Consider the following 18,856-nt stretch of genomic DNA (forward strand, 5'->3'; position numbering starts at 1 on the left):
TGGGGAGTATCTCACTCCTCTCAATTATCTACGGTATGAAACATCATCGTAGATAATCACATACCCGTCAGGACTACTGCTTTGAGGTCTTTAATTAGATCTTGGCGGTAGCTCCTGGCGGGTTTTTCACTGGAGAAAATTGACAACACTACGAACAATCGAATCGACATCCAAACCATGCTTTTTCCATAATTCAGACATCTTACCCGACTCACCAAACGCGTCATTGACACCAATTCGCTTCATCTTCACCGGTAAATTATCACTAAGAACTTCTGCCACGCTTGAGCCAAATCCACCAGCAATCTGCCCCTCTTCCGCCGTAATGACAGCCTGGCATTTTTGAGCTACGTTAAGTACGGCCTCTTCATCCAGCGGTTTAATCGTCGGGAAATGAATCACTTCCGCCTGAATGTCATATTCATTTGCAAGCTTTTCCGCTGCCAACAACAATTGATAAGTCATCGTGCCAGTTCCAAACAAGGCAACATCTTTACCGCGCCTTAACGTATAACTTTTTCCAATCTCAAAAGTAGATTGATTCAGGAATAGCGGTGTTTTTTCTCTCGGTAATCTTACGTAATTCGGACGTTTATCTCCAGCCATTGCCGCCGCCATTAGCTTGGCTTCATTAGCATCACCGGGCGCCAAAACCACCATGTTTGGCAAACTTCGCATCAAAGCAATATCTTCCAACATTTGATGCGTCGCACCGTCAGGACCAACATTTAACCCCGCATGAGAACCCACCAACTTAACTGGTTGATTGTTCAGACAAATAGTCGTTCGAATCTGTTCCCAATTGCGACCCGGACTAAACGCCGCATAACTGGCCGCAAACGGAATATTTCCCATAGCCGCCAACCCAGACGCTACGGTAACCAAATTCTGCTCCGCCACACCAACTTCAATTGCCCGCGGTTTCCCGATTTCCTCATAAAACCCGCCAAAGCCAACGCTTTCCATCAAATCCGCGCTCAGCGCCACCACCAAATTATTTTTCTTCGCAATATCCACCAAGCCTTCGCCAAAGCCAACGCGAATTGCCGCAAGTTCTGAATTCTGCCAATTTTCCATTAAGAAACTCATTCACCAACCCCTTCACTCAATTGAGCAAGCGCTCGCTCCGCCTCCTCAGCATTTGGAGATTTTCCATGCCAACGGTAATCGTATTCCATAAAATCAACGCCACGACCAGGAATTGTATGCGCAATTATCACGCTCGGCTGCCGAGAATTCTTTGCCTTATCAATCGCCTGAATTATCGCCAAATGATCATGCCCGTCAATCTCCTGTACATCCCAGCCAAAACTTCGCCATTTGTCCGCCAAATCGCCTAGCGGCATCACCTTTTCCGTATCGCCACCAATTTGAATATTATTTCTATCAACAATCGCAATCAAATTCGCCAGATTATATTTTTTCGCAAACATCGCCGCTTCCCAGATATTCCCTTCGTCAAGCTCGCCATCGCCCAAACTGCAGTAAACGAACCGCTCAGAATTGCCACCCAAATATTGCAATGAATACGCCATGCCGGCCGCCTGACTTAGACCGCAGCCCAGAGGACCGCTAGTCGTTTCAATTCCAGGCAAACTGCCGCGCTCTGGATGACCTTGAAGCTTAGAGCCAAATTTTCGCAAATTAGCCAACTCTTTTTTATCGAAAAATCCCCGCTCCGCCAGCGTCGCATATAAAAGCGGAGCATAATGACCGTTACTCATCACGAAAATATCCCGATCTTTCCAATCTGGATTCTCAGGATCTAGTCGCATGGCATGAAAATACAAAACCGCCATAACATCAGCAAAACCCAAACACCCAGCAGAATGACCCGAACCAGCCTCGGATAGCTCACGAATGACAGACTTTCGCAATTGTTGCGATATTTTCTTTAATTTCGCCATTTGGTCGACATTCATTAAAGCACGCTCGTTTTATTAATCTCCTGCTGCAATCTGGAGAAAATGGCGCGAGGATCTGACGATTTCTGAATAACACCGCCAACGTTCAGAACGTTAACACCGCCCTGGACCAAACTGTACGCATTGTCTACCGCCACTCCACCGTCCCAACCGATTTCAACACTAGGATTAATAGCTTTAATAAGTCGTATTTTTTCTAGTTGCATCAAACTAGCAGTGCCGCCAAATCGCCCCAACTCACCGCTAAAAATCATCACGTGATCTGCTATTTTTATCAATTCCTCAACCGTTCGCGGAACTGTCGGCTTAAGTAATGCCAGCCCCGCCATAATTCCAGCTTGACGAATCTGCATGAGTGCGGTCTTTACGTCACCAGTAGCCTCTGCATGAACAATAATCATATGCGGCCTTAAGGCAATCAACTTCGGAACATAGTCAGCAACATCATTAACCATTGCATGAATATCAATCATCCAACCCTCTGGCGCCCATAATTCTGGAATTCCAACAGTCAAAGTCGGAGCAAATTCGCCATCAGAAATATCAATATGCACACGCTCAACAAGCCCAGTTATCTTATCAACCTGCTCTTTATATTGATCGGCATTTTCTGCCAAAATTGCTGGTGCGATTACAGAATTACTCATGACAATTCATCCAACTGCGCATTACGCCTATTAAATCGCGGAGCATTTGCGTAAGGAGTGTTTAGCCATGTTTCCACAATTCCCTTCCACGCCGACTCATTGTCTTCCAAAACTCGCGCTGGCAAACATAGAACATTCGAGTCGTTATCTTGGCGTGTCATTTTTGCCTCGAAAGCATCCCAAATCACGCTGGCACGAATTCCTTTGAATCGGTTCGCCGCCATACACATTCCTTGACCGCCACCGCAAATTAATATCGCGCGCGGATCTTTGCTATCATCACCAATGACCTTTAACGCCGCCGCCTGAGCGAATTGCGGAAAATCGTCATCAGGATTTAATTCTACACCGCCAACGTCTTGAACGTCATAGCCATTTTTAACCAAATAGGCAAAAACTTTTTCTTTCAACATAAAGCCGCGATGATCAGATCCGAGGTAGATTTTCATAATTTTAGTATAAGCGTTTTCGGTGATTTTTGCAAGGAAAAGTTAGGTATTTTATCAGAGGTAGGGTGTAACTATTTGACAAAGAGTATTGACATTTCGCGACTGGTATGCTATATACATTTAGCTTTTCAAGCCGAAAAGCAAACTCGCGGAGAGTTCACTCCGCTTGAGGTTGCGGCTTTGAAAGGCTGTACCTCAAAATTTTCTCTGGAAGGAGAAATCATGTCTACTGAGATTTTGACTACCATCACGGTTTTTGCCTTGGTGGGAGGACTGTCCGCAGCTTTGACTGAGGCGCTGCACCGTCGCCGACTGGTTAGAGCGAGCGTGTTCGCTGCAGCCGAATTCGGTGTCATCCATATCGCACTTGTCATGAGTGCGTGGAAGGAAGCAGCGGAGGAGGTACCGCATCCGGGAGTATCCTCGTTGCCGACGGCAGTGTATGATGCCACCGCCTGGGCGGCTGTCGTCTTTTTGACGACGGGCGTCGTACTCGCAGCTATCCAGCAGCACCGTAGAGAGGTCGCCAAAAAAAAGTTGGTGAAATATCTGACGCACTCCCTTGGGGCCAATGAGCCCGAGGAGAATGAGTCTGAGAAGGACTGAGGTACTCTGCGCCAGCAGAAGGCGCGCTAAGATAAATATTCTGTAAAACAAAACCGTCGGAAATCCCGGCGTCCCCGCACTATCACGGTGCGGGGTTATTTCCTTTTTGGAAGATGGCCTTATTCACTCTTTTTCAGATAATACGCCACATCCGCCACCAGTTCAACCAGCCGGTTCGAATAGCCCCATTCATTGTCATACCAAACCATAACCTTGATCAGATTACCACCAACCACCTTCGTCAATGGAAGATCGACAATTCCAGAATATGAATTACCAATGAAGTCGCGGCTTACCAAAGGCTCCTCAGAAACACCCAAAATGCCTTGATAGAAATTACTCTGGGCGGCTTTTTTGAACGCGTCATTTACCTGCTCAACAGTCACATCTTTCCTGAGAAGCGCCGTCACATCACTAAGCGACACCACTGGAGTCGGTACACGCACGCTAAGTCCATCAAATTTTCCAGTTAATTGCGGTAAGGTTTTAGTCACAGCAATTGCGGCGCCAGTCGTAGTCGGGACAATGTTTTCGGCGGCGTTGCGACCTTCTCTAAGATCCTTGGATGGCGCGTCCTGAAGTTTTTGGCTAGCCGTATAACTGTGCACCGTCGTTAGCATTGACTTTTCAACACCAAACTCCGCGTCCAAAATCGCCATAACCGCACCCAAAGAATTGGTCGTGCAACTAGCATTAGACACGATTGGCGTTGCGTTTTTCACCTTATCGTCGTTAGTTCCCAAAACAATCGTATCGACTCCCTCAGACTTCGTCGGACCACTGATAACCACACGCTTTGCGCCAGCCGTTAAGTGCTTGCCCGCGCCATCTTTATCGGTGAAAAATCCTGTCGATTCAATCACCACATCAATATTCAAATCTCGCCACGGCAGATTTTCTGGATCTTTCTCAGCCAGTACCTTAACCGACTTACCCTCAATAATCAGCTCGTTTTCCGTAAAATCAACTTGACGTCCGTACTCACCGTAATTGCTATCATGCTTCAACAAATACGCCAAAGTTTTCGTGTCAGTCAAATCATTGATCGCGACAATTTCCAAGTCGCTTCGCTCGTTAGCAATCTTAAACGCATTGCGCCCAATTCGCCCGAAGCCGTTAATTGCTATTCTCGTTACAGCCATATCGCCCTCCCTGTTAGATATTTTCGCTTTAGCTTTTCTTAATTATACTACAAAGTTGTATAATATATACATGACGCGCGAAGAGTTATTGTCAATTGCTGAACAAAAATACGACGAAGTGCCAGTATTGGTTTTAGCGAGCGCAATCGATTACGCCACGGAAAAGCACGCTGGACAAAAGCGCAAAAGTGGCGAACCCTACATCAATCACCCATTGGCAGTGGCGGGGATTCTGATTGAATGGGGCATGGATATTGATACAGTCGTGGCGGGAGTTCTGCACGACACCGTTGAAGATACTGACGCAACTTTGGACGATTTGGAGAGTTTGTTTGGACGCGATGTGGCGTTTCTGGTGGATGGCGTAACTAAAGTTTCACAAGCTCGCGCCGGGATGCGAAATTTGGATAGTTATTTGCCGCACACCAAGGACAATTTGACCAAGTTGATGATTGCCGTGGGCGAAGATGTGCGTGTGATAATTATCAAGCTAGCCGACCGCCTGCACAATATGCGAACGCTGCAATTTATGGCGCCAGAAAAGCAGAAAAAAATTGCCAGAGAGACGATTGAGGTTTTTGCGCCGCTGGCCGACCGCTTAAACATGGGACGAGTTCGTGTTCAATTGGAAGAGTTGAGTTTTAGATATTTGATGCCGAAAGCTTTTCAAGAAACCAAAAATTTGATGGACAGTCGACTGAAAAAATCGCAACGAAAATTGGATCACGTTCGCCGCGAAGTTGAAGCGCGACTGAAGGCGGAAAAGCTAGTTTTTCAGATGGATGGACGCGTTAAGAGCGTTTATAGTCTGTTTAAGAAATTGGACAAAGTTGGCGATATCGATAAGATTTATGATTTGATTGCCCTAAGAATAATTGTTGATGATTTATCGACCGGCTATCTGGTTTTGGGAATTCTACACGAGATGTATCAGCCGATGTATGAGAGGATTAAAGATTATGTTGCCAATCCAAAACCAAATGGCTATCAAAGTCTGCACACAACCGTGCAAACTCCGAGCGGACAAATTGTCGAGTTCCAGATCCGAACCAAAGAAATGCACGAATACGCAGAGCGTGGATTAGCGGCTAGTTTCCATTACAATGAGCAAAAATTGACCGACGCCTATAAAAAAGGAAAAATCGGAACTATGCCAGCCGATTTATCGTGGATTCGCGAGCTTCAGGAGGCTGCTGCCTTAATTAGCGAAGGAAAACGGTTCGACTCCAACAAATTCCGAATGAAGCTGTTTTCTGATAGGATTTTCGTGTACTCACCAAAGGGCGATATTTATGATTTGCCTCGCGGGGCATTTCCCTTGGATTATGCCTACCGAATTCACTCCGATATCGCGGCGCGCGCAAGTGGATTTAAGATCAATGGCGTGATGAAACCGTTCAATTACAAATTACAGCACGGCGACACAATTGAAGTCTTAACAAGCAAATCCGCTCGTCCAAAACCAGATTGGCGGGACGTCATAATTACGCCACACGCCAAAGACAAATTGCGCTTACAATTATCCCGCTCAAACGGCATCTTACAACAATTAACTGGCGGCGTTTCCTCGTTCTTCCGACACAAGTAACGCTCGCCAGTCTCCCAGTTTTAATCAATAATCAAACGTGATTTATTTTTCGTTCCAACGAGTAATTGACTCGCGGATAATTTGCTTTGCTCTTTCTACGTCGCCGAATCCCTTGACTACTGTTGAACCAGGCTTCTTCAAGTCCTTGTAGTGATTGAAATGGTGTTCAATTTGCTTCAACAATTGTGGAGGCAGGTCTTCTAGTGAGTTGATTGCGTTGCCTGTGTTTCGGTCGTCGGCTGGCACAACGATAACCTTGTCATCAACTTCATTGTCGTCAACAAATTCCAACACGCCGATAACTTTTGTTTCCATAAAAATACCGGTCGTTAACGGTTCGTCAGTGATAATTAGCGCGTCCAATTCGTCGCCATCTTCATCCAAAGTTTGTGGAATGAAACCGTAGTTTGTTGGCTTTGCAAAAATAGCTGGCTCAACACGGTCCAACTGCATCACTGCAAGCTCACGATTCCACTCAATTTTATGACTTGATCCCTGTGGAATCTCAACAACTACATTTACGATGCCGTTATCGACATCACCAGGTGTTAAAATTTGATTAAAATCTGCCATTTTTACTCCTCTCTGGCTTTTTCTTGTAAATATTCACGAATCTGCAGCGCTGCCACCGCACCTTCACCAACCGCCGAAGCGATTTGCATAGTTGCTCCCGAGCGCACATCGCCAGAAGCAAAAACGCCAGGAATATTAGTGTGCAGATGCTCATCAGTAATGATGTGTCCGCCCAAATCCAACTCAACATCCGAGTTTGTCAGGAATTGTGTGTTCGGAATTAGCCCGATAAATACGAATAACCCGTCAGCGGTAAATTCTTTCTGCTCGCCGTTTTGGGTCGATTTAACGCCGTAAAACTTGTCGTCCTTGACAATAATTTCATCAGTCGTTGCACCGATGTGAACGGTAATTTTTCCATCATCGACATACTTCTGCAAATCTTTTTGCAGAATGTCACTGGCGCGTAATTTACTGCGAACCAACAGATCAATATGACTAGCGTATCGCGTCAAAAATATTGCCTCTTGCACTGCTGAGTTTCCGCCGCCGACAACGATTAGATTCTTATCACGATAAAACGCACCGTCGCAAGTCGCACAGTAATGCACGCCTCGACCATATAATTCATCTTCGCCCGGAACGCCTAATTTGCGATGATTCGATCCAGTCGCTAGCAAAACTGACTTCGCGCGGACAGATTGACCGTCAATTGTCAGCTCCAATTCGCCATCAACTTGCTTCAATTCCGTCACGTCGCCATACTCAATCTTCGCACCAAATCGCTCTGCCTGTTGTTGCAATTCAGACGCCAATTTCATTCCAGTAACGCCTTCAGCAAATCCAGGATAATTGTCAATTTGATCAGTAATCGCCGCCATTCCGCCGACCACGCCACGCTCATATAGCGTCGTGTCGACATCTTCGCGCGACAAGTAAATTGCCGCCGTTAACGCGCTTGGACCAGCGCCAACAATAATAACATCTTTAGACATTGAAACCTCGCGATCGATAATATTGCTTCATCACTTCTGGCATTTCTGGCTCTGGAATATCAGCCGGCTTTTCAACAGCCATCACCACAAACTTAAGCGGAGAATTTGCAGGAATTTTATCGCCCTGAGCTTTGTCGCCATAAGCCTTGTCGGCTGGAATTGTTAATTCACGCACGCCGCCAATTTTCATACCAATCAAGCCCTCTTTCCAACCCTGAATGACTGCAGTATTTGCCGGGCCATTCATATTGAGCGGAGCTTTCAGTTTGCCGTCAGCGATTGATTGATCGAAAATCTCACCCTTGGCATTCCAGCCAATGTAGTAAACCGCCAGCTTGGTGTCATCCTTAACCTCGGCACCTTCGCCTTCAACCAAATCTTCCTTAACAAGCTCTTTCACATCACCAGCTTCAAACGCACCAACTCGTGAGCTAAACTCAGAAAACTTGCTGTAATATTTTTGGCTCAATTCATTAGCTTGAGCCTCTACTTTCTTTTTTCGCTCGTCAGTAGCCTTGGTGTATTCATCCTGAGCTTTCTTAAACGCGGCTTGATCTTTAGCTTCATTTCCAGGCGCTACCATCATAGCGACAAATCCGCCAACGGTCCCTAAAAACATCATGCCGGCAATAACCCAAATACCTATTCTCTGGCCTTTTGTAGTTGCCATATTCCTCCTTTATTTACCTTTCAATTATAGCAATTTTTATCAAGCGCAACAAATCACATTAAACCTGAGCGGCGTCGAATTCTTCCGCAGCCATCGCGGCAATCTCCTCGATAATCGGCGCAATATCTTTATCTTCCAGCGTCCGCTCGGCGCTCGTAAATTTTACATTCAAAGTTACAGTTTTTGTCGAATCGTCATTTTTCGGCTGATATATCGCAATTGGCGTTATGCTAATTTGTAACTCACCGTGTTTTTTAGCAACTTCTTCAGCGCAAGCATAAACCTTCGCATAATCAACATTCGAATCCATTTTCAATGAAATATCTCTGGCGGTCGACGGGAATCGACTTAACGGCTGGTAATTATAGCCCTGATTTTTACTCAGATTTTCCTGCAATTTTTCAATATCAATAGAAAACGCCGCGGTATAATCTGGCAATTTGAAGTTGCGTCGGGCAGACTGAACCAGCTCGCCAACAATTCCCAAATTGTCGCCATTCTTCGCCACAATCCAAGCGCTACGTTTCGCATCAAATGGCGCTGGGACGTCGCTGTCAGATTCCGCAATCTTCACAAAATCAACCTCAACGCCCAAATCTTTCACCAGTTTTTCAACCATTTTCCTCACCTTGTAAAACGGTGCGCCAGATTGAGGCTTTTTATTCGCATAAACTCCGTCAATGAAAGTCTTTTCAATCGGCAAATTCTCATCGTTAAAACCTAATTTCTTATCGTGAATTTTGCCAATTTCAAACAGCATAAATTCGTCATGTCCAGATTTTATATTGGCATGAACTTTATCTAACAAACTCGGCAAAATGCTAATTCGGTAATATTGCAAGTCTGGGCTAAGCGCGTTACTCAAGCGATACGCACGGATCGGATCTTGGTCGGAATTTTTCAAAACTCGCTCATGAACAAAACTATACGTCAAAACTTCGTTCGCTCCAGACCTAGACAAACTTTGGCGAATTCTCTGTTTCAATTCACGACGCTCATTCTTCGACGCAGGCTTAATGCTGCGCTCTGGCAAATGACGTGGCAATCTGTCAAAGCCATATAATCGCCCAACTTCCTCAACAATATCCTCAGGAAGCTCAATATCTGTTCGCCAAAATGGACTGTAAACCATCACGCCAGCTTCGCCATATTTATTACCATCGTCAACGATAAATTCAACATTCTTTAGTAGTGCCTCAATCTCATTCTCAGCAAAGTCAACACCCAGACGTTCTTCGACAAACCTTTTAGGAATCAACAATCCACCGTGCCAGTGCTTACCATCGACCAACACTTGTCGCAATGAAGAATGGTTCTTAAATAGCACAGGACTAGCTTGCTCACCACCAACCATACCAATTAACCATTTTAAGACAGGGTCAATTTGTGCTGGCGACTGCCCCTTATTAAACCTAGTCAGGGCATCGGTGAAAATTCCGTGACGCATAGCAGTGCGACGTAGCGCGTACATGTCAAAATTGGCACATTCAAGGACAATGTTCTTCGTTTCAGCCGAGACTTCCGTATCAACGCCGCCCATAATTCCCGCTAGCCCAATCACACCTTCGCCATCAGCAATGACAATATCGCCAGACGTCAATTCATATTCCTTGCCATTAAGCAAACCGACTTTCTCGCCATCGTGCGCCATTCGCACACCAAGTTTATGCCCGCGCAACTTGTCGTAATCATAAGCGTGTGTCGGCTGTGCCGTCATAAACATTACATAATTCGTTGCGTCAACAATATTGTTAATTGACTTTCCGCCCATTGCGACTAATTGACATTGCAACCACAACGGGCTTGAATGAATATCTACATTTTTTATAGCAATCACAGAGAATGCGGGCGCAAGCTCATTAGCTTCATTAAACACTTCAAGCTCTAAGCCATCGCTATTTGCGAATTCTTGAATAGCATTATACCAGTCAGGACTATTAAACTGCTGATGAAAAATCCCAGCAATTTCACGCGCCACACCGAGTTGCCCAAAACAATCCGGCCTGTGCGTAAACATCTTATTCTCAATTTCCAGCACGTAATCGTCCAGCCCAAACACTTCCGCAAAGCTCGCGCCAGCCTGAAGTGTAACGCCTGCCGGAATATCACGCTCATTGATCTCAATAATTCCCTCGTGATCCGTACCAATCGCCAGCTCGTCAGCCGCCGCCAACATACCCTGGCTTAAGATTCCACGCAGCGGTCGCGCATCCAGCACGAACGGCTCGGCGTCATCAAAACTTGCTGGGACGGTGCTTTTTGGCGGCAACCAAATTGCCCACATGTCAGCATGAACATTCGGCGCACCGCAAACCACTTGCACGTAACCATTATCATCCCTTGGAACGTCCGCTACGCCACCATCGTCAATTTTAGTCACGCTCAAACGATCCGCATTCGGATGCTTTTCACACTCAACAACCCGCACAATGTGCGCGCCACCATATTTGGCCTTCAGGTCAATCACTTCCTCGACACCACCAAGCTGCTGATTGACACGCGACACCAACTCATCAACTGGCGGCAACTCAAAATTAATCAATTGTTTTATAAGATTTAAGCTAACTTTCATACTAATGTAATTATATCATCTTACCGGCAAGTAATCGACCTTAGAAAACTACAAATAACCAAGGTAAAAATTGTTCTAGGATAAAATACAGCCGTCCTCGGGTAGGCGGGAGATAATCCTCAAGGACATTTCCCTCTTCAGACCTGGAGAGGGGTCATTCCCTGAATTATAATATAGCTATGAACTACGATAGATATCTAGAATTGCAAACTCGCCTAGAATGGTTTTATGATTTTCATCCAGAGTTTTTTAATGATATTTCACCCGAGCAGAAGAAACTACTGCATGATACGTTCCTGTACAATATGCCCGACGAACACTATCCGGAGTCATTACGGAATTTTTACGATAAGAATATTGACAACCAACCAGCACTTCAGAATGATATACTCTTAGCGATAGATGCTTTATATAAAGCGGCGGGGGCTGGGAATTTGTTTGACTATGATGAATAAAGCTTTTCTTCGTACAAACACGCCACCGAGCTTATAAGATTTAAGCTAACTTCCATACTGATATAATAAATTCATGATTCACAACTTGCATTCAGCATATTCTTTACCAGCAGACCACGATACAAGTCATAAAACTGTCCATTTTTCACACTCAAAATAGTACAATTGTAAAGACATGAAAAATAGCATCGGCATCACAATACCAGATTTTATCACTCAAGCTTTTCCTTTACTTAATGAAGCGACATATGTTCGTGAATTTGCTTCTTTCATCACGCTATATCCAGATGCAGTCTATTATCTATTTCAAACAACAACTGGCCAGTCGCTCATACTTATAGCAATTGACTATCCCGACCCAATGGACGAGAGCCAACAAGTAAAGAAAATATCTGGTGGTTTTGAGTTTGAGTTCACATATCTTATCAAGCCATATGCCAATGACCAGCACCTTAGAATCTGTCCAAATGATGAAGTAGAAGAACTATTTTTCGTCTCAGACCCAAATGGTCGTTGCCACTATTATCTGGCAGCAGTCAAACAAAAACGGAGTTGGTAGGTTTATGCCGACTGAGTGTTTCTGAGTTCGAGAAGACCTCGTCCTAGTAGCATAAAGCTGCCTGGGTAGAATACTACCTTGTTATAATAAACCTATGATTCATAAGCTATACTCTGCCTACGATTTACCAGCAGACCACGACACGTGCCACTTGTTTGAGCATCTGATCATTAGGCGATTCTTAAAGGAAACGGAAAAAATTGGCGGTAACCGGGCTTTCGCTGGAGAGTTGGATGGCACGACTAGCGAATCAAGCGTATTCTTTACGTCCGCACTATTCACAAGCGAGTCTAATGCATTATTTGAAAAAACCATCAACGATATAACGCCTTTTGAGGTGTCTCTTATTCAACAGTCCATCTCACACATAGAAGCCGAGATGCAATCCAACATTGATCTAGCGAAAACTATAAACGCCGCAAATATGAACGCAATCCTAAAACAAGTAAAGGCGACGCTAGTCCTGGATTATTAGCTCTAGCCGATTTTCTAGCAGAGAAAAGATTCTGAAGAGGAAATATTAACGCCGCCAATATGCAAGCTTACTGACAAACTCTAAACTCAATACCAATCACTCCATAAATCTTTTGGTCTTCAATAGAATAAAATTCAGAAATTTGATTTTCTAACCATTCGACATTATCACTGCCGAACTTTCGCGGATTATTGTGAGAAAATAAGTCACGAAATGTCGCATATCTCAGCAAACCAACAACCTCAGTGGTAACAGTTTGCTCAGAATTATCTCTATTTGTAAAAATAATCCGATCCCCGATCTGGATTTTCTGTCGTTTAGTATCATATAGTCGCGACTCAATGGTTTTCCGACCAGATGCGATAGCGGCAAACGGCTCAGTCGCCAATTTTAATTGGTGTGTGGTCATAAAATCATTTACCTTTCTTGCTATAATTAAACCATCATATAAATGAATATTCAAATATCTCGTTTAGCCGAAAGCCACTCTATTTTGAGATAATTTCTATAATTTTACGAATTTCCTTTGCTCTGTCGTCATCGCTGTTTAGAAAATTATTCATCTCATTTTCACAAAAATCAATTACATGCTCAATTCCTTTTGGTTTTTTGGTATACTGTTCGACGGCTCCTTTCTTTAGATAAAACTCGTCGGATGAATATCTTGATTCTATTTGCTGGTCTAGGTCAGGATGCTCGTTTCTATATTTGTCGATTTTACGTTTATCAAGCCCCGCCTGTTTTGTCCGTTTATCATATTTGAATGACACGGTAGAATTGTAAAAATCTCTCCCTGTAGCATCTAAATCTTTAATAAGATACACCGTTAGCCCGAAAGATTCAAAGAAGGACTTAAATGAGGATATACTGTCTTTTCCACGTACCCCATATACAGTAATATTTTGACTGAGATCTGGTTGTAGTTTCTTTATGGCAGCTCTGAAGAAATATTCATCATCCTGACCTTCAACCAGCAATACTCTATCTAGAAATAGTACTCGAGCTGCCCAAGTATTGTTTAGGATTTCTATCAGCTTCTTTTGATCTTCCCTAATATCGGGATTACACACCACGGAATTACGCTCTTCATTTAGCGAGAATCGTTTGACATACTCTATTGTCTTGTTGCTTATGAATCCTTCCGAATGAGTTACAATAACGTACTGTACGCGCTGCTCTTCCGCTAGTTTTTCGAGTATTTTAAGATACTCAAATTGAAATTGGTAATGCAAGTGAATCTCTGGCTCATCGATAATAACAAGACCGCCATTTACATCATCTCGACCGTACGCCTCAAATATTAAGTGTATGATTGATTTTTGTCCAGCGCTAAGACTGTTAATGTCTCCTAGATTTCGCTCATTTTTTATATCGTAAAATCTAAATTCGTATGACCAAGTTCTTAAGTCTGTGAGTTCTATATAGAATTTTAAATTCAATAATTCAAGCTTCTTGTTTATATTATTAACCATATTCAAATTATTTACAGAATCTTTAGCCTCATCAATATCCTTTTTGCCTTTTAAAAAATTAAGATATTCCTCACCAAGCTTGAGCTTTACAATATTGAATATAGCTGGCTCACTACCAGATTGATCATGATTACTGCGATAAGAAGAATCACGTCTGATTTCTCGTAGTTGGCTTACCGGGTTAGATTGCAAAGAAGTTTGCAGAGAGAAAGTATTATAATTACGAAAAGCAGACAACATAGAAAATGTACTTCCAAGAGATTTTATATGGTCGGCATGTTCATTATTATGTATCGAGATAGCCTCGTTAATTGCCTGGTAGTGTTCTAGATAGAATTGTGCGGAATCTGATGTGGAATTAGTATATTCTACCTTGTATGTGCTTTTTTCATAATTAAAGATAATATCTATAACAATTTTTATATCGCCATTTATAGGCCTAAAATCTATGGGAAATTCTATATGAGAATACTCCTCAAATATATTTTTTATATGAGTGTAATTATTTGTTATATGGCTCATGTTAGTTTTGTCAACATCATCAAGTGTAAATGATATTCTTATTCTCTGTGGTTTCGATTCCGAATTCCAATTAGGCTGGAGTCGAAGACCTGAAATATTATTAGATCGATCATCTATCACAAGGACATTTCTTCGATTTTCACCTGACAACGAAAAATTATAATCCCTAAACTCACAATACTTAAATAGGACTCTTGTGAATACAAAATTCATAGCCTCTAAAGCCGTTGACTTGCCAGATCCGTTCCCTCCAATAATAATATTAAGATCTGGGTCAAATTCAATCTTAAAGGCGCTGTTTATATCCTCCTCGTATTTAAAGCTAAGGATATTTGATAATTGTAAATAATTGACTCTCATTATGTTGGTTATTATACGCCTACTATAATGCTTAAGCTGAAATAATATTAAAATATACTATAATATACCCATGAATACTTCACGAAAAAATCGCATCATAAAAATTACTATTCGGGTAGTCTGCTCAATTGTCGTTATAATCGCCTTATTAGTCGCCGCAGCTTTCTTTTGGCCAGCAACATCCAAGCAATTGCAATCTTCAAGCTCTGAGAAATTGAACTATAACGACGCCATCGCCGCTGCAAATCGTACTGTTAGTGAAGACACTTCAAATACCGACGTTAGATCAGAATGTCGATCGATTATTAAAACCCACGGCAAAAGAACCGCCAAAGCCGTTATGATGATTCACGGCGTAAGCGCATGCCCACAGCAATTCGCAGACCTGGGCGACACCTTTTTCAACGCTGGCTACAACGTCTACATTCCCCGCGTTCCCAGCCATGGCCTCACCGATAACAAACGGCATGGAGAAATTACCATTCCAGCAATGGCACAATTTATGAATTCCAGTACTAGCATTATCAGCGGCCTGGGCGATGAAGTGGGCGTTATAGGACTTTCTGGTGGCGCCAATATGGCAACCTGGATTACTCAGTACAATAGCCAAACGATATCACGAGCGCTATTTCTATCACCTTTTTATCAACCTTCAGCATCAGAAACTCCTTCCTGGAAAATTCCGCTTTTACGAAATCTTTATGGACGTAATATTCTTCCAGATTCGTTCACAGGTAGCAATTTGTCATATCGCGCTCTTGGAAAATATATAATAATCGCCAAGAACTATAAATCCGACCTAAAAGCTCCAGGATTAAAATACGTCGGGGTTGTAACGAGCGAAAACGACACCGCAATTGATAAAAATCTCGCGGTCAACATACCTAAGCAAATGGCTGCAGCTTCTGGCGCCAAATTCCAATATTATTCAATTCCAGCCTCATTTGACATCGGTCACGACATTGTAGCCTTAGACCAAGATGAGGTTAAAAAGCACGCCGACAAATTATATCCGTTCTATTTGGACATATACGAAGGAAAAGACGTAAAATTAGAGGCAAACTAGCTATCCTATTTACCTTGCGCAGCTAAGATTCGCGCCTGAATTTCATCCAATTGAGCGTCATCCATTTTTGGACCGTCAGCCGTGGTTAGCCATCCGGGATATTTCTCATAAAATACCTGCTCGTGTGACACTGGCGAACCAATTCCCTTTGCCAAATCACCATGAAGCGGCATCAACTTGGCGTGTACGTGTGCTACGCCCGTGCCTTCAAAAATCAGCGCCACTCGCGGCGTGTCAAATGCTTTTTCCAAAATACCAGCAACTTTTTTCACTGCCAGCATCATTTCGGAATATAAATTATCGTCCAAAGAAAATACGTAATCGCCCGGATTCTGCTTCGGAATCACCACAGTAAAACCTGGCGTATTCGGAAACGGTGTTAAAAATGCTAGGAATTTCTCATCTTCCCAAATCTTCCAAGATTTCATTTTTCCAGATACAATGTCGTCAAAAATTGTGTGATTCATAATTACTCCTTTATGCAAATAAATCGTTTAATGCCTCACTCACCGTTGGATGAGTGAATATTTGGTCACGCAGTACAGTATACGGCAGGTCATTATCCATTACAGTTTTGATAATATTAATGACTTCTGGTGAGTTACGACACAATAAGCTAGCACCCAAAATTTGTTCAGTGTTTGCATCAATCACCGCACGCAGCAATCCTGTTGTAGCATTATCAACATGTAGGCGTGGAATCGCCATAGCAGGCAGCTCTTTTACGATAATTTCGCACCCCGTCGCACGCGCCTCAGCCTCTGTCATACCCACCCGACCTAGCGGCGTTTGCATAAAGACCGTGTACGGCAAGGTTTTTCGTTTGGCGCGAGTGTACAGACCATCACCCAGCAACTGGCTTCTCACAATCCGAAAATCGTCCAGCGACGCATAGGTAAATTGTGGCCCGCCCGTTACATCGCCCATTGCCCAAATATGCGACCGACTAGTGCGAAGTGTTTCATCAACCACAATTGCCCCGCGCTCATCCGTCGCTACACCAGCAGCTGGTAAATTCAAGCTTATCGTTGCCGGGCGACGGCCCGTAGCCATCAAAACCGCATCATAACCAGCGTAATCATCATGATTTACTGTGCGAATCGTCGCAGTAGACTCACCCTCAATCGCTGTCACATCCACACTAAACACAATCTCAACACCCTGTGCCTGCAATGCTTCAGTAGCAGCCCGAGCAATTGCTGGATCTTCACGCGCAAGCAGAGCATCGCCCCTCTCAAATACTGTTACTTTTGTACCAAGTTTGGCATAAGTTGAGGCAAATTCTAACCCAATATAACCGCCACCAATGATAGCTAGCTGTTTTGGCTGCGTCATTCTATCCAGCAATTCAGTACTGGTATACACAAACGGCTTATCAACACCTGTAATATCTGGGATGATTGATTCCGCACCGGTGTTAATAAAAATCTGCGGTGCGCTAACTACTAGCTCGTCGTTACCCGCCACAACCTTCACAGTACGATCATCTACGAACGATGCCTCACCCTCAATGACGCTCACTGTTTCACGATCCGCAAGCATATGATAGTTCTTCTCATTCAACCGCGCTACCACTGTTGTCTTATGTGCCATCGCCTCATCAAAACTTTGATGATGTTCGGCTGCATTGACTAGCACCTTAGTAGGAATACAAGCAATATTAATACAGGTGCCGCCATACATCTTTGACGACCGCTCCACTAGCGCTACCTTTTTTTCCGCATTTGCCAGCGCTACCGCCAATGTTTTGCCAGCTTTGCCAAAACCAATGATGAGTGCGTCAAATTGTTGTATATCCATTTTACCTCCTCCTATCTTTTTTAGCGATCTCTCTCGCTGCAACAAATTCTCTATCGGCACACAGAACTGCCTCTTTTATTACAAGTTTTTGAGCTACTACTATTATCGTGTGTAATAGCTCCTTAAAACTGTTCCAAAAAGTCCAACTTACCGCTTTCAAAATACCAGCAACTTTTTTCACTGCCAGCATCATTTCGGAATATAAATTATCGTCCAAAGAAAATACGTAATCGCCCGGATTCTGCTTCGGAATCACCACAGTAAAACCTGGCGTATTCGGAAACGGTGTTAAAAATGCTAGGAATTTCTCATCTTCCCAAATCTTCCAAGATTTCATTTTTCCAGATACGATGTCGTCAAAAATTGTGTGATTCATATTCCTCCTTTTGAAGTAATTATAGCATTTTACGAAGTTTTCAGGTCGGACAATTTAAGTTCCATTCTACGGCAAACCAGGACTAGCCACATCGTCGCAAAAATCCCCAATAAAACTTCTACTATCACAAACCAAAACTTGCCCATTGTGTAACCTTGCGCCGCTATAATTGCCGCAAAAATCGGAAAACTGAAAGATGAAATTCGCTCACGATGAGTTAAATAGCTCAAACTCGAAGGCAGAAGAAACATCAAAAGCACCATCAATATCACGATGCCGCGCGAGAAAACAAAATGAGCCGCGTGCATTGTGTCGTTCGGGCAAAGCGCCACTCCTATCATACAAATCGCAAACAATGAAAGTGTCCAGCCAGATATTCGGGCAGAGCGAATTTGACCAAGTTTAAGATAACCACGATTCATAAAAAACCCAATCGTCACCATAATCAAACCAGATAAAAACACTCCCGAATTGAACGAAAATGCAGACAAACGATTCGAGGTGGTTTCGCCCAATCTACTCAAGCTCCAGTTCGTCCACCGATTATCATCAGAAAGCAGCATCGCCACAACCAAGCCCACAGCCAAAACGACACCATTAAGAATACAGAGTGCCTGAAGGCGATTCTTGCACAAAAAATCCTTAATCTGTCGAAGTTTCATAT

21 protein-coding genes are annotated in these 18,856 nt (G+C 43.5%); 6 read left to right on the forward strand and 15 right to left on the reverse strand.

Annotated features, from left to right (window positions below; translation table 11 throughout):
- Window positions 1–126: 126 nt before the first annotated feature.
- The 4 genes from LRM41_RS02405 to LRM41_RS02420 are packed head-to-tail and all read right to left on the reverse strand — an operon-like array spanning window position 127 to window position 3,021.
- Window positions 127–1,089, reverse strand: a complete 963-nt coding sequence (locus tag LRM41_RS02405; RefSeq protein WP_243819303.1) for a transketolase family protein — start codon at window positions 1,087–1,089, stop codon at window positions 127–129.
- Complete coding sequence (locus LRM41_RS02410; protein WP_243819304.1) at window positions 1,086–1,922, reverse strand: transketolase; 837 nt, start codon at window positions 1,920–1,922, stop codon at window positions 1,086–1,088. The genes LRM41_RS02405 and LRM41_RS02410 overlap by 4 nt, the downstream gene beginning before the upstream one ends.
- Window positions 1,922–2,572: a ribulose-phosphate 3-epimerase gene (locus tag LRM41_RS02415; RefSeq protein WP_243819305.1), complete on the reverse strand. Its 651-nt coding sequence runs from the start codon at window positions 2,570–2,572 to the stop codon at window positions 1,922–1,924. Before LRM41_RS02415 ends, LRM41_RS02410 begins: the two co-directional genes overlap by 1 nt.
- Window positions 2,569–3,021, reverse strand: a complete 453-nt coding sequence (locus LRM41_RS02420) for an RpiB/LacA/LacB family sugar-phosphate isomerase (RefSeq protein WP_129631214.1) — start codon at window positions 3,019–3,021, stop codon at window positions 2,569–2,571. The genes LRM41_RS02415 and LRM41_RS02420 overlap by 4 nt, the downstream gene beginning before the upstream one ends.
- Window positions 3,022–3,096: 75 nt before the next feature.
- Here LRM41_RS02420 and LRM41_RS02425 point away from each other — a divergent pair, with 75 nt between their 5' ends.
- Window positions 3,097–3,627 carry a hypothetical protein gene (locus LRM41_RS02425; RefSeq protein ID WP_243819306.1) on the forward strand — a complete coding sequence of 177 codons (531 nt, stop codon included), beginning with the start codon at window positions 3,097–3,099 and terminating at the stop codon, window positions 3,625–3,627.
- A 119-nt stretch (window positions 3,628–3,746) separates the two neighbouring features.
- On the opposite strand, the gene gap is transcribed toward LRM41_RS02425, so the two are convergent.
- Window positions 3,747–4,769, reverse strand: coding sequence for a type I glyceraldehyde-3-phosphate dehydrogenase (gap, locus tag LRM41_RS02430; RefSeq protein ID WP_129744640.1), 1,023 nt, complete (start codon window positions 4,767–4,769; stop codon window positions 3,747–3,749).
- A 70-nt stretch (window positions 4,770–4,839) separates the two neighbouring features.
- Between gap and LRM41_RS02435 the strand changes: the two genes are divergently transcribed.
- Complete coding sequence (locus tag LRM41_RS02435) at window positions 4,840–6,357, forward strand: RelA/SpoT family protein (protein ID WP_243819307.1); 1,518 nt, start codon at window positions 4,840–4,842, stop codon at window positions 6,355–6,357.
- A 42-nt stretch (window positions 6,358–6,399) separates the two neighbouring features.
- Here the strand turns inward: LRM41_RS02435 and LRM41_RS02440 are convergent, their stop codons facing one another.
- Genes LRM41_RS02440 through pheT form a run of 4 tightly spaced genes read right to left on the reverse strand, consistent with a single transcriptional unit; the run spans window position 6,400 to window position 11,107 of the window.
- Window positions 6,400–6,930: an inorganic diphosphatase gene (locus LRM41_RS02440; protein WP_243819308.1), complete on the reverse strand. Its 531-nt coding sequence runs from the start codon at window positions 6,928–6,930 to the stop codon at window positions 6,400–6,402.
- Window positions 6,931–6,932: 2 nt separating this feature from the next.
- Entirely contained in the window at window positions 6,933–7,865 is a 933-nt protein-coding gene (locus tag LRM41_RS02445; RefSeq protein ID WP_243803729.1) for an NAD(P)/FAD-dependent oxidoreductase, read from the reverse strand.
- Window positions 7,858–8,535 carry an FKBP-type peptidyl-prolyl cis-trans isomerase gene (locus LRM41_RS02450; protein ID WP_243819309.1) on the reverse strand — a complete coding sequence of 226 codons (678 nt, stop codon included), beginning with the start codon at window positions 8,533–8,535 and terminating at the stop codon, window positions 7,858–7,860. The genes LRM41_RS02445 and LRM41_RS02450 overlap by 8 nt, the downstream gene beginning before the upstream one ends.
- Before the next feature lie 58 nt (window positions 8,536–8,593).
- On the reverse strand, window positions 8,594–11,107 hold the full coding sequence (gene pheT, locus LRM41_RS02455) for a phenylalanine--tRNA ligase subunit beta (RefSeq protein ID WP_243819310.1): 2,514 nt from the start codon (window positions 11,105–11,107) through the stop codon (window positions 8,594–8,596).
- A gap of 179 nt (window positions 11,108–11,286) precedes the next feature.
- Here pheT and LRM41_RS02460 point away from each other — a divergent pair, with 179 nt between their 5' ends.
- From LRM41_RS02460 to LRM41_RS02470, 3 genes are all read left to right on the forward strand, one after another.
- Window positions 11,287–11,562 carry a hypothetical protein gene (locus LRM41_RS02460; RefSeq protein WP_243819311.1) on the forward strand — a complete coding sequence of 92 codons (276 nt, stop codon included), beginning with the start codon at window positions 11,287–11,289 and terminating at the stop codon, window positions 11,560–11,562.
- 175 nt (window positions 11,563–11,737) lie between these two features.
- The gene (locus LRM41_RS02465; protein WP_243819312.1) at window positions 11,738–12,121 is read left to right on the forward strand and encodes a hypothetical protein; all 384 of its coding nucleotides are present in this window, start codon (window positions 11,738–11,740) and stop codon (window positions 12,119–12,121) included.
- A 94-nt stretch (window positions 12,122–12,215) separates the two neighbouring features.
- Complete coding sequence (locus LRM41_RS02470; protein ID WP_243819313.1) at window positions 12,216–12,596, forward strand: hypothetical protein; 381 nt, start codon at window positions 12,216–12,218, stop codon at window positions 12,594–12,596.
- A gap of 67 nt (window positions 12,597–12,663) precedes the next feature.
- On the opposite strand, the gene LRM41_RS02475 is transcribed toward LRM41_RS02470, so the two are convergent.
- A complete protein-coding gene (locus tag LRM41_RS02475; RefSeq protein ID WP_243819314.1) occupies window positions 12,664–13,005 on the reverse strand; it encodes an ASCH domain-containing protein in 342 nt (113 codons plus the stop codon).
- A 79-nt stretch (window positions 13,006–13,084) separates the two neighbouring features.
- A complete protein-coding gene (locus tag LRM41_RS02480) occupies window positions 13,085–14,950 on the reverse strand; it encodes an AAA family ATPase (protein WP_243819315.1) in 1,866 nt (621 codons plus the stop codon).
- A gap of 70 nt (window positions 14,951–15,020) precedes the next feature.
- On the opposite strand from LRM41_RS02480, the gene LRM41_RS02485 reads away from it, so the two are divergent.
- Complete coding sequence (locus tag LRM41_RS02485; protein ID WP_243819316.1) at window positions 15,021–16,016, forward strand: alpha/beta hydrolase; 996 nt, start codon at window positions 15,021–15,023, stop codon at window positions 16,014–16,016.
- A gap of 5 nt (window positions 16,017–16,021) precedes the next feature.
- On the opposite strand, the gene LRM41_RS02490 is transcribed toward LRM41_RS02485, so the two are convergent.
- The 4 genes from LRM41_RS02490 to LRM41_RS02505 are packed head-to-tail and all read right to left on the reverse strand — an operon-like array spanning window position 16,022 to window position 18,854.
- Window positions 16,022–16,483 carry an HIT family protein gene (locus LRM41_RS02490; protein ID WP_243819317.1) on the reverse strand — a complete coding sequence of 154 codons (462 nt, stop codon included), beginning with the start codon at window positions 16,481–16,483 and terminating at the stop codon, window positions 16,022–16,024.
- A 10-nt stretch (window positions 16,484–16,493) separates the two neighbouring features.
- Window positions 16,494–17,810 carry an FAD-dependent oxidoreductase gene (locus LRM41_RS02495; protein ID WP_353524511.1) on the reverse strand — a complete coding sequence of 439 codons (1,317 nt, stop codon included), beginning with the start codon at window positions 17,808–17,810 and terminating at the stop codon, window positions 16,494–16,496.
- A gap of 7 nt (window positions 17,811–17,817) precedes the next feature.
- Complete coding sequence (locus LRM41_RS02500) at window positions 17,818–18,192, reverse strand: HIT family protein (protein WP_243819319.1); 375 nt, start codon at window positions 18,190–18,192, stop codon at window positions 17,818–17,820.
- A gap of 29 nt (window positions 18,193–18,221) precedes the next feature.
- Entirely contained in the window at window positions 18,222–18,854 is a 633-nt protein-coding gene (locus tag LRM41_RS02505) for a hypothetical protein (protein WP_243819320.1), read from the reverse strand.
- Window positions 18,855–18,856 lie beyond the last annotated feature (2 nt).

This window comes from Candidatus Nanosynbacter sp. TM7-087 (assembly GCF_022828365.1).
GTDB lineage: Bacteria > Patescibacteriota > Saccharimonadia > Saccharimonadales > Saccharimonadaceae > Nanosynbacter.

What these genes read in the sequence shown, in the direction of transcription:
- LRM41_RS02445 (WP_243803729.1), bottom strand. Translation starts at nt 7,865, where the DNA reads ATGTCTAAAGATGTTATTATTGTTGGCGCTGGTCCAAGCGCGTTAACG.
- LRM41_RS02405 (WP_243819303.1), bottom strand. Translation starts at nt 1,089, where the DNA reads ATGAGTTTCTTAATGGAAAATTGGCAGAATTCAGAACTTGCGGCAATT.
- LRM41_RS02470 (WP_243819313.1), top strand. Translation starts at nt 12,216, where the DNA reads ATGATTCATAAGCTATACTCTGCCTACGATTTACCAGCAGACCACGAC.
- LRM41_RS02475 (WP_243819314.1), bottom strand. Translation starts at nt 13,005, where the DNA reads ATGACCACACACCAATTAAAATTGGCGACTGAGCCGTTTGCCGCTATC.
- gap (WP_129744640.1), bottom strand. Translation starts at nt 4,769, where the DNA reads ATGGCTGTAACGAGAATAGCAATTAACGGCTTCGGGCGAATTGGGCGC.
- LRM41_RS02480 (WP_243819315.1), bottom strand. Translation starts at nt 14,950, where the DNA reads ATGAGAGTCAATTATTTACAATTATCAAATATCCTTAGCTTTAAATAC.
- LRM41_RS02450 (WP_243819309.1), bottom strand. Translation starts at nt 8,535, where the DNA reads ATGGCAACTACAAAAGGCCAGAGAATAGGTATTTGGGTTATTGCCGGC.
- LRM41_RS02460 (WP_243819311.1), top strand. Translation starts at nt 11,287, where the DNA reads ATGAACTACGATAGATATCTAGAATTGCAAACTCGCCTAGAATGGTTT.
- LRM41_RS02410 (WP_243819304.1), bottom strand. Translation starts at nt 1,922, where the DNA reads ATGAATGTCGACCAAATGGCGAAATTAAAGAAAATATCGCAACAATTG.
- LRM41_RS02490 (WP_243819317.1), bottom strand. Translation starts at nt 16,483, where the DNA reads ATGAATCACACAATTTTTGACGACATTGTATCTGGAAAAATGAAATCT.
- LRM41_RS02485 (WP_243819316.1), top strand. Translation starts at nt 15,021, where the DNA reads ATGAATACTTCACGAAAAAATCGCATCATAAAAATTACTATTCGGGTA.
- LRM41_RS02500 (WP_243819319.1), bottom strand. Translation starts at nt 18,192, where the DNA reads ATGAATCACACAATTTTTGACGACATCGTATCTGGAAAAATGAAATCT.
- LRM41_RS02420 (WP_129631214.1), bottom strand. Translation starts at nt 3,021, where the DNA reads ATGAAAATCTACCTCGGATCTGATCATCGCGGCTTTATGTTGAAAGAA.
- LRM41_RS02440 (WP_243819308.1), bottom strand. Translation starts at nt 6,930, where the DNA reads ATGGCAGATTTTAATCAAATTTTAACACCTGGTGATGTCGATAACGGC.
- LRM41_RS02505 (WP_243819320.1), bottom strand. Translation starts at nt 18,854, where the DNA reads ATGAAACTTCGACAGATTAAGGATTTTTTGTGCAAGAATCGCCTTCAG.
- LRM41_RS02415 (WP_243819305.1), bottom strand. Translation starts at nt 2,572, where the DNA reads ATGAGTAATTCTGTAATCGCACCAGCAATTTTGGCAGAAAATGCCGAT.
- LRM41_RS02435 (WP_243819307.1), top strand. Translation starts at nt 4,840, where the DNA reads ATGACGCGCGAAGAGTTATTGTCAATTGCTGAACAAAAATACGACGAA.
- LRM41_RS02465 (WP_243819312.1), top strand. Translation starts at nt 11,738, where the DNA reads ATGAAAAATAGCATCGGCATCACAATACCAGATTTTATCACTCAAGCT.
- pheT (WP_243819310.1), bottom strand. Translation starts at nt 11,107, where the DNA reads ATGAAAGTTAGCTTAAATCTTATAAAACAATTGATTAATTTTGAGTTG.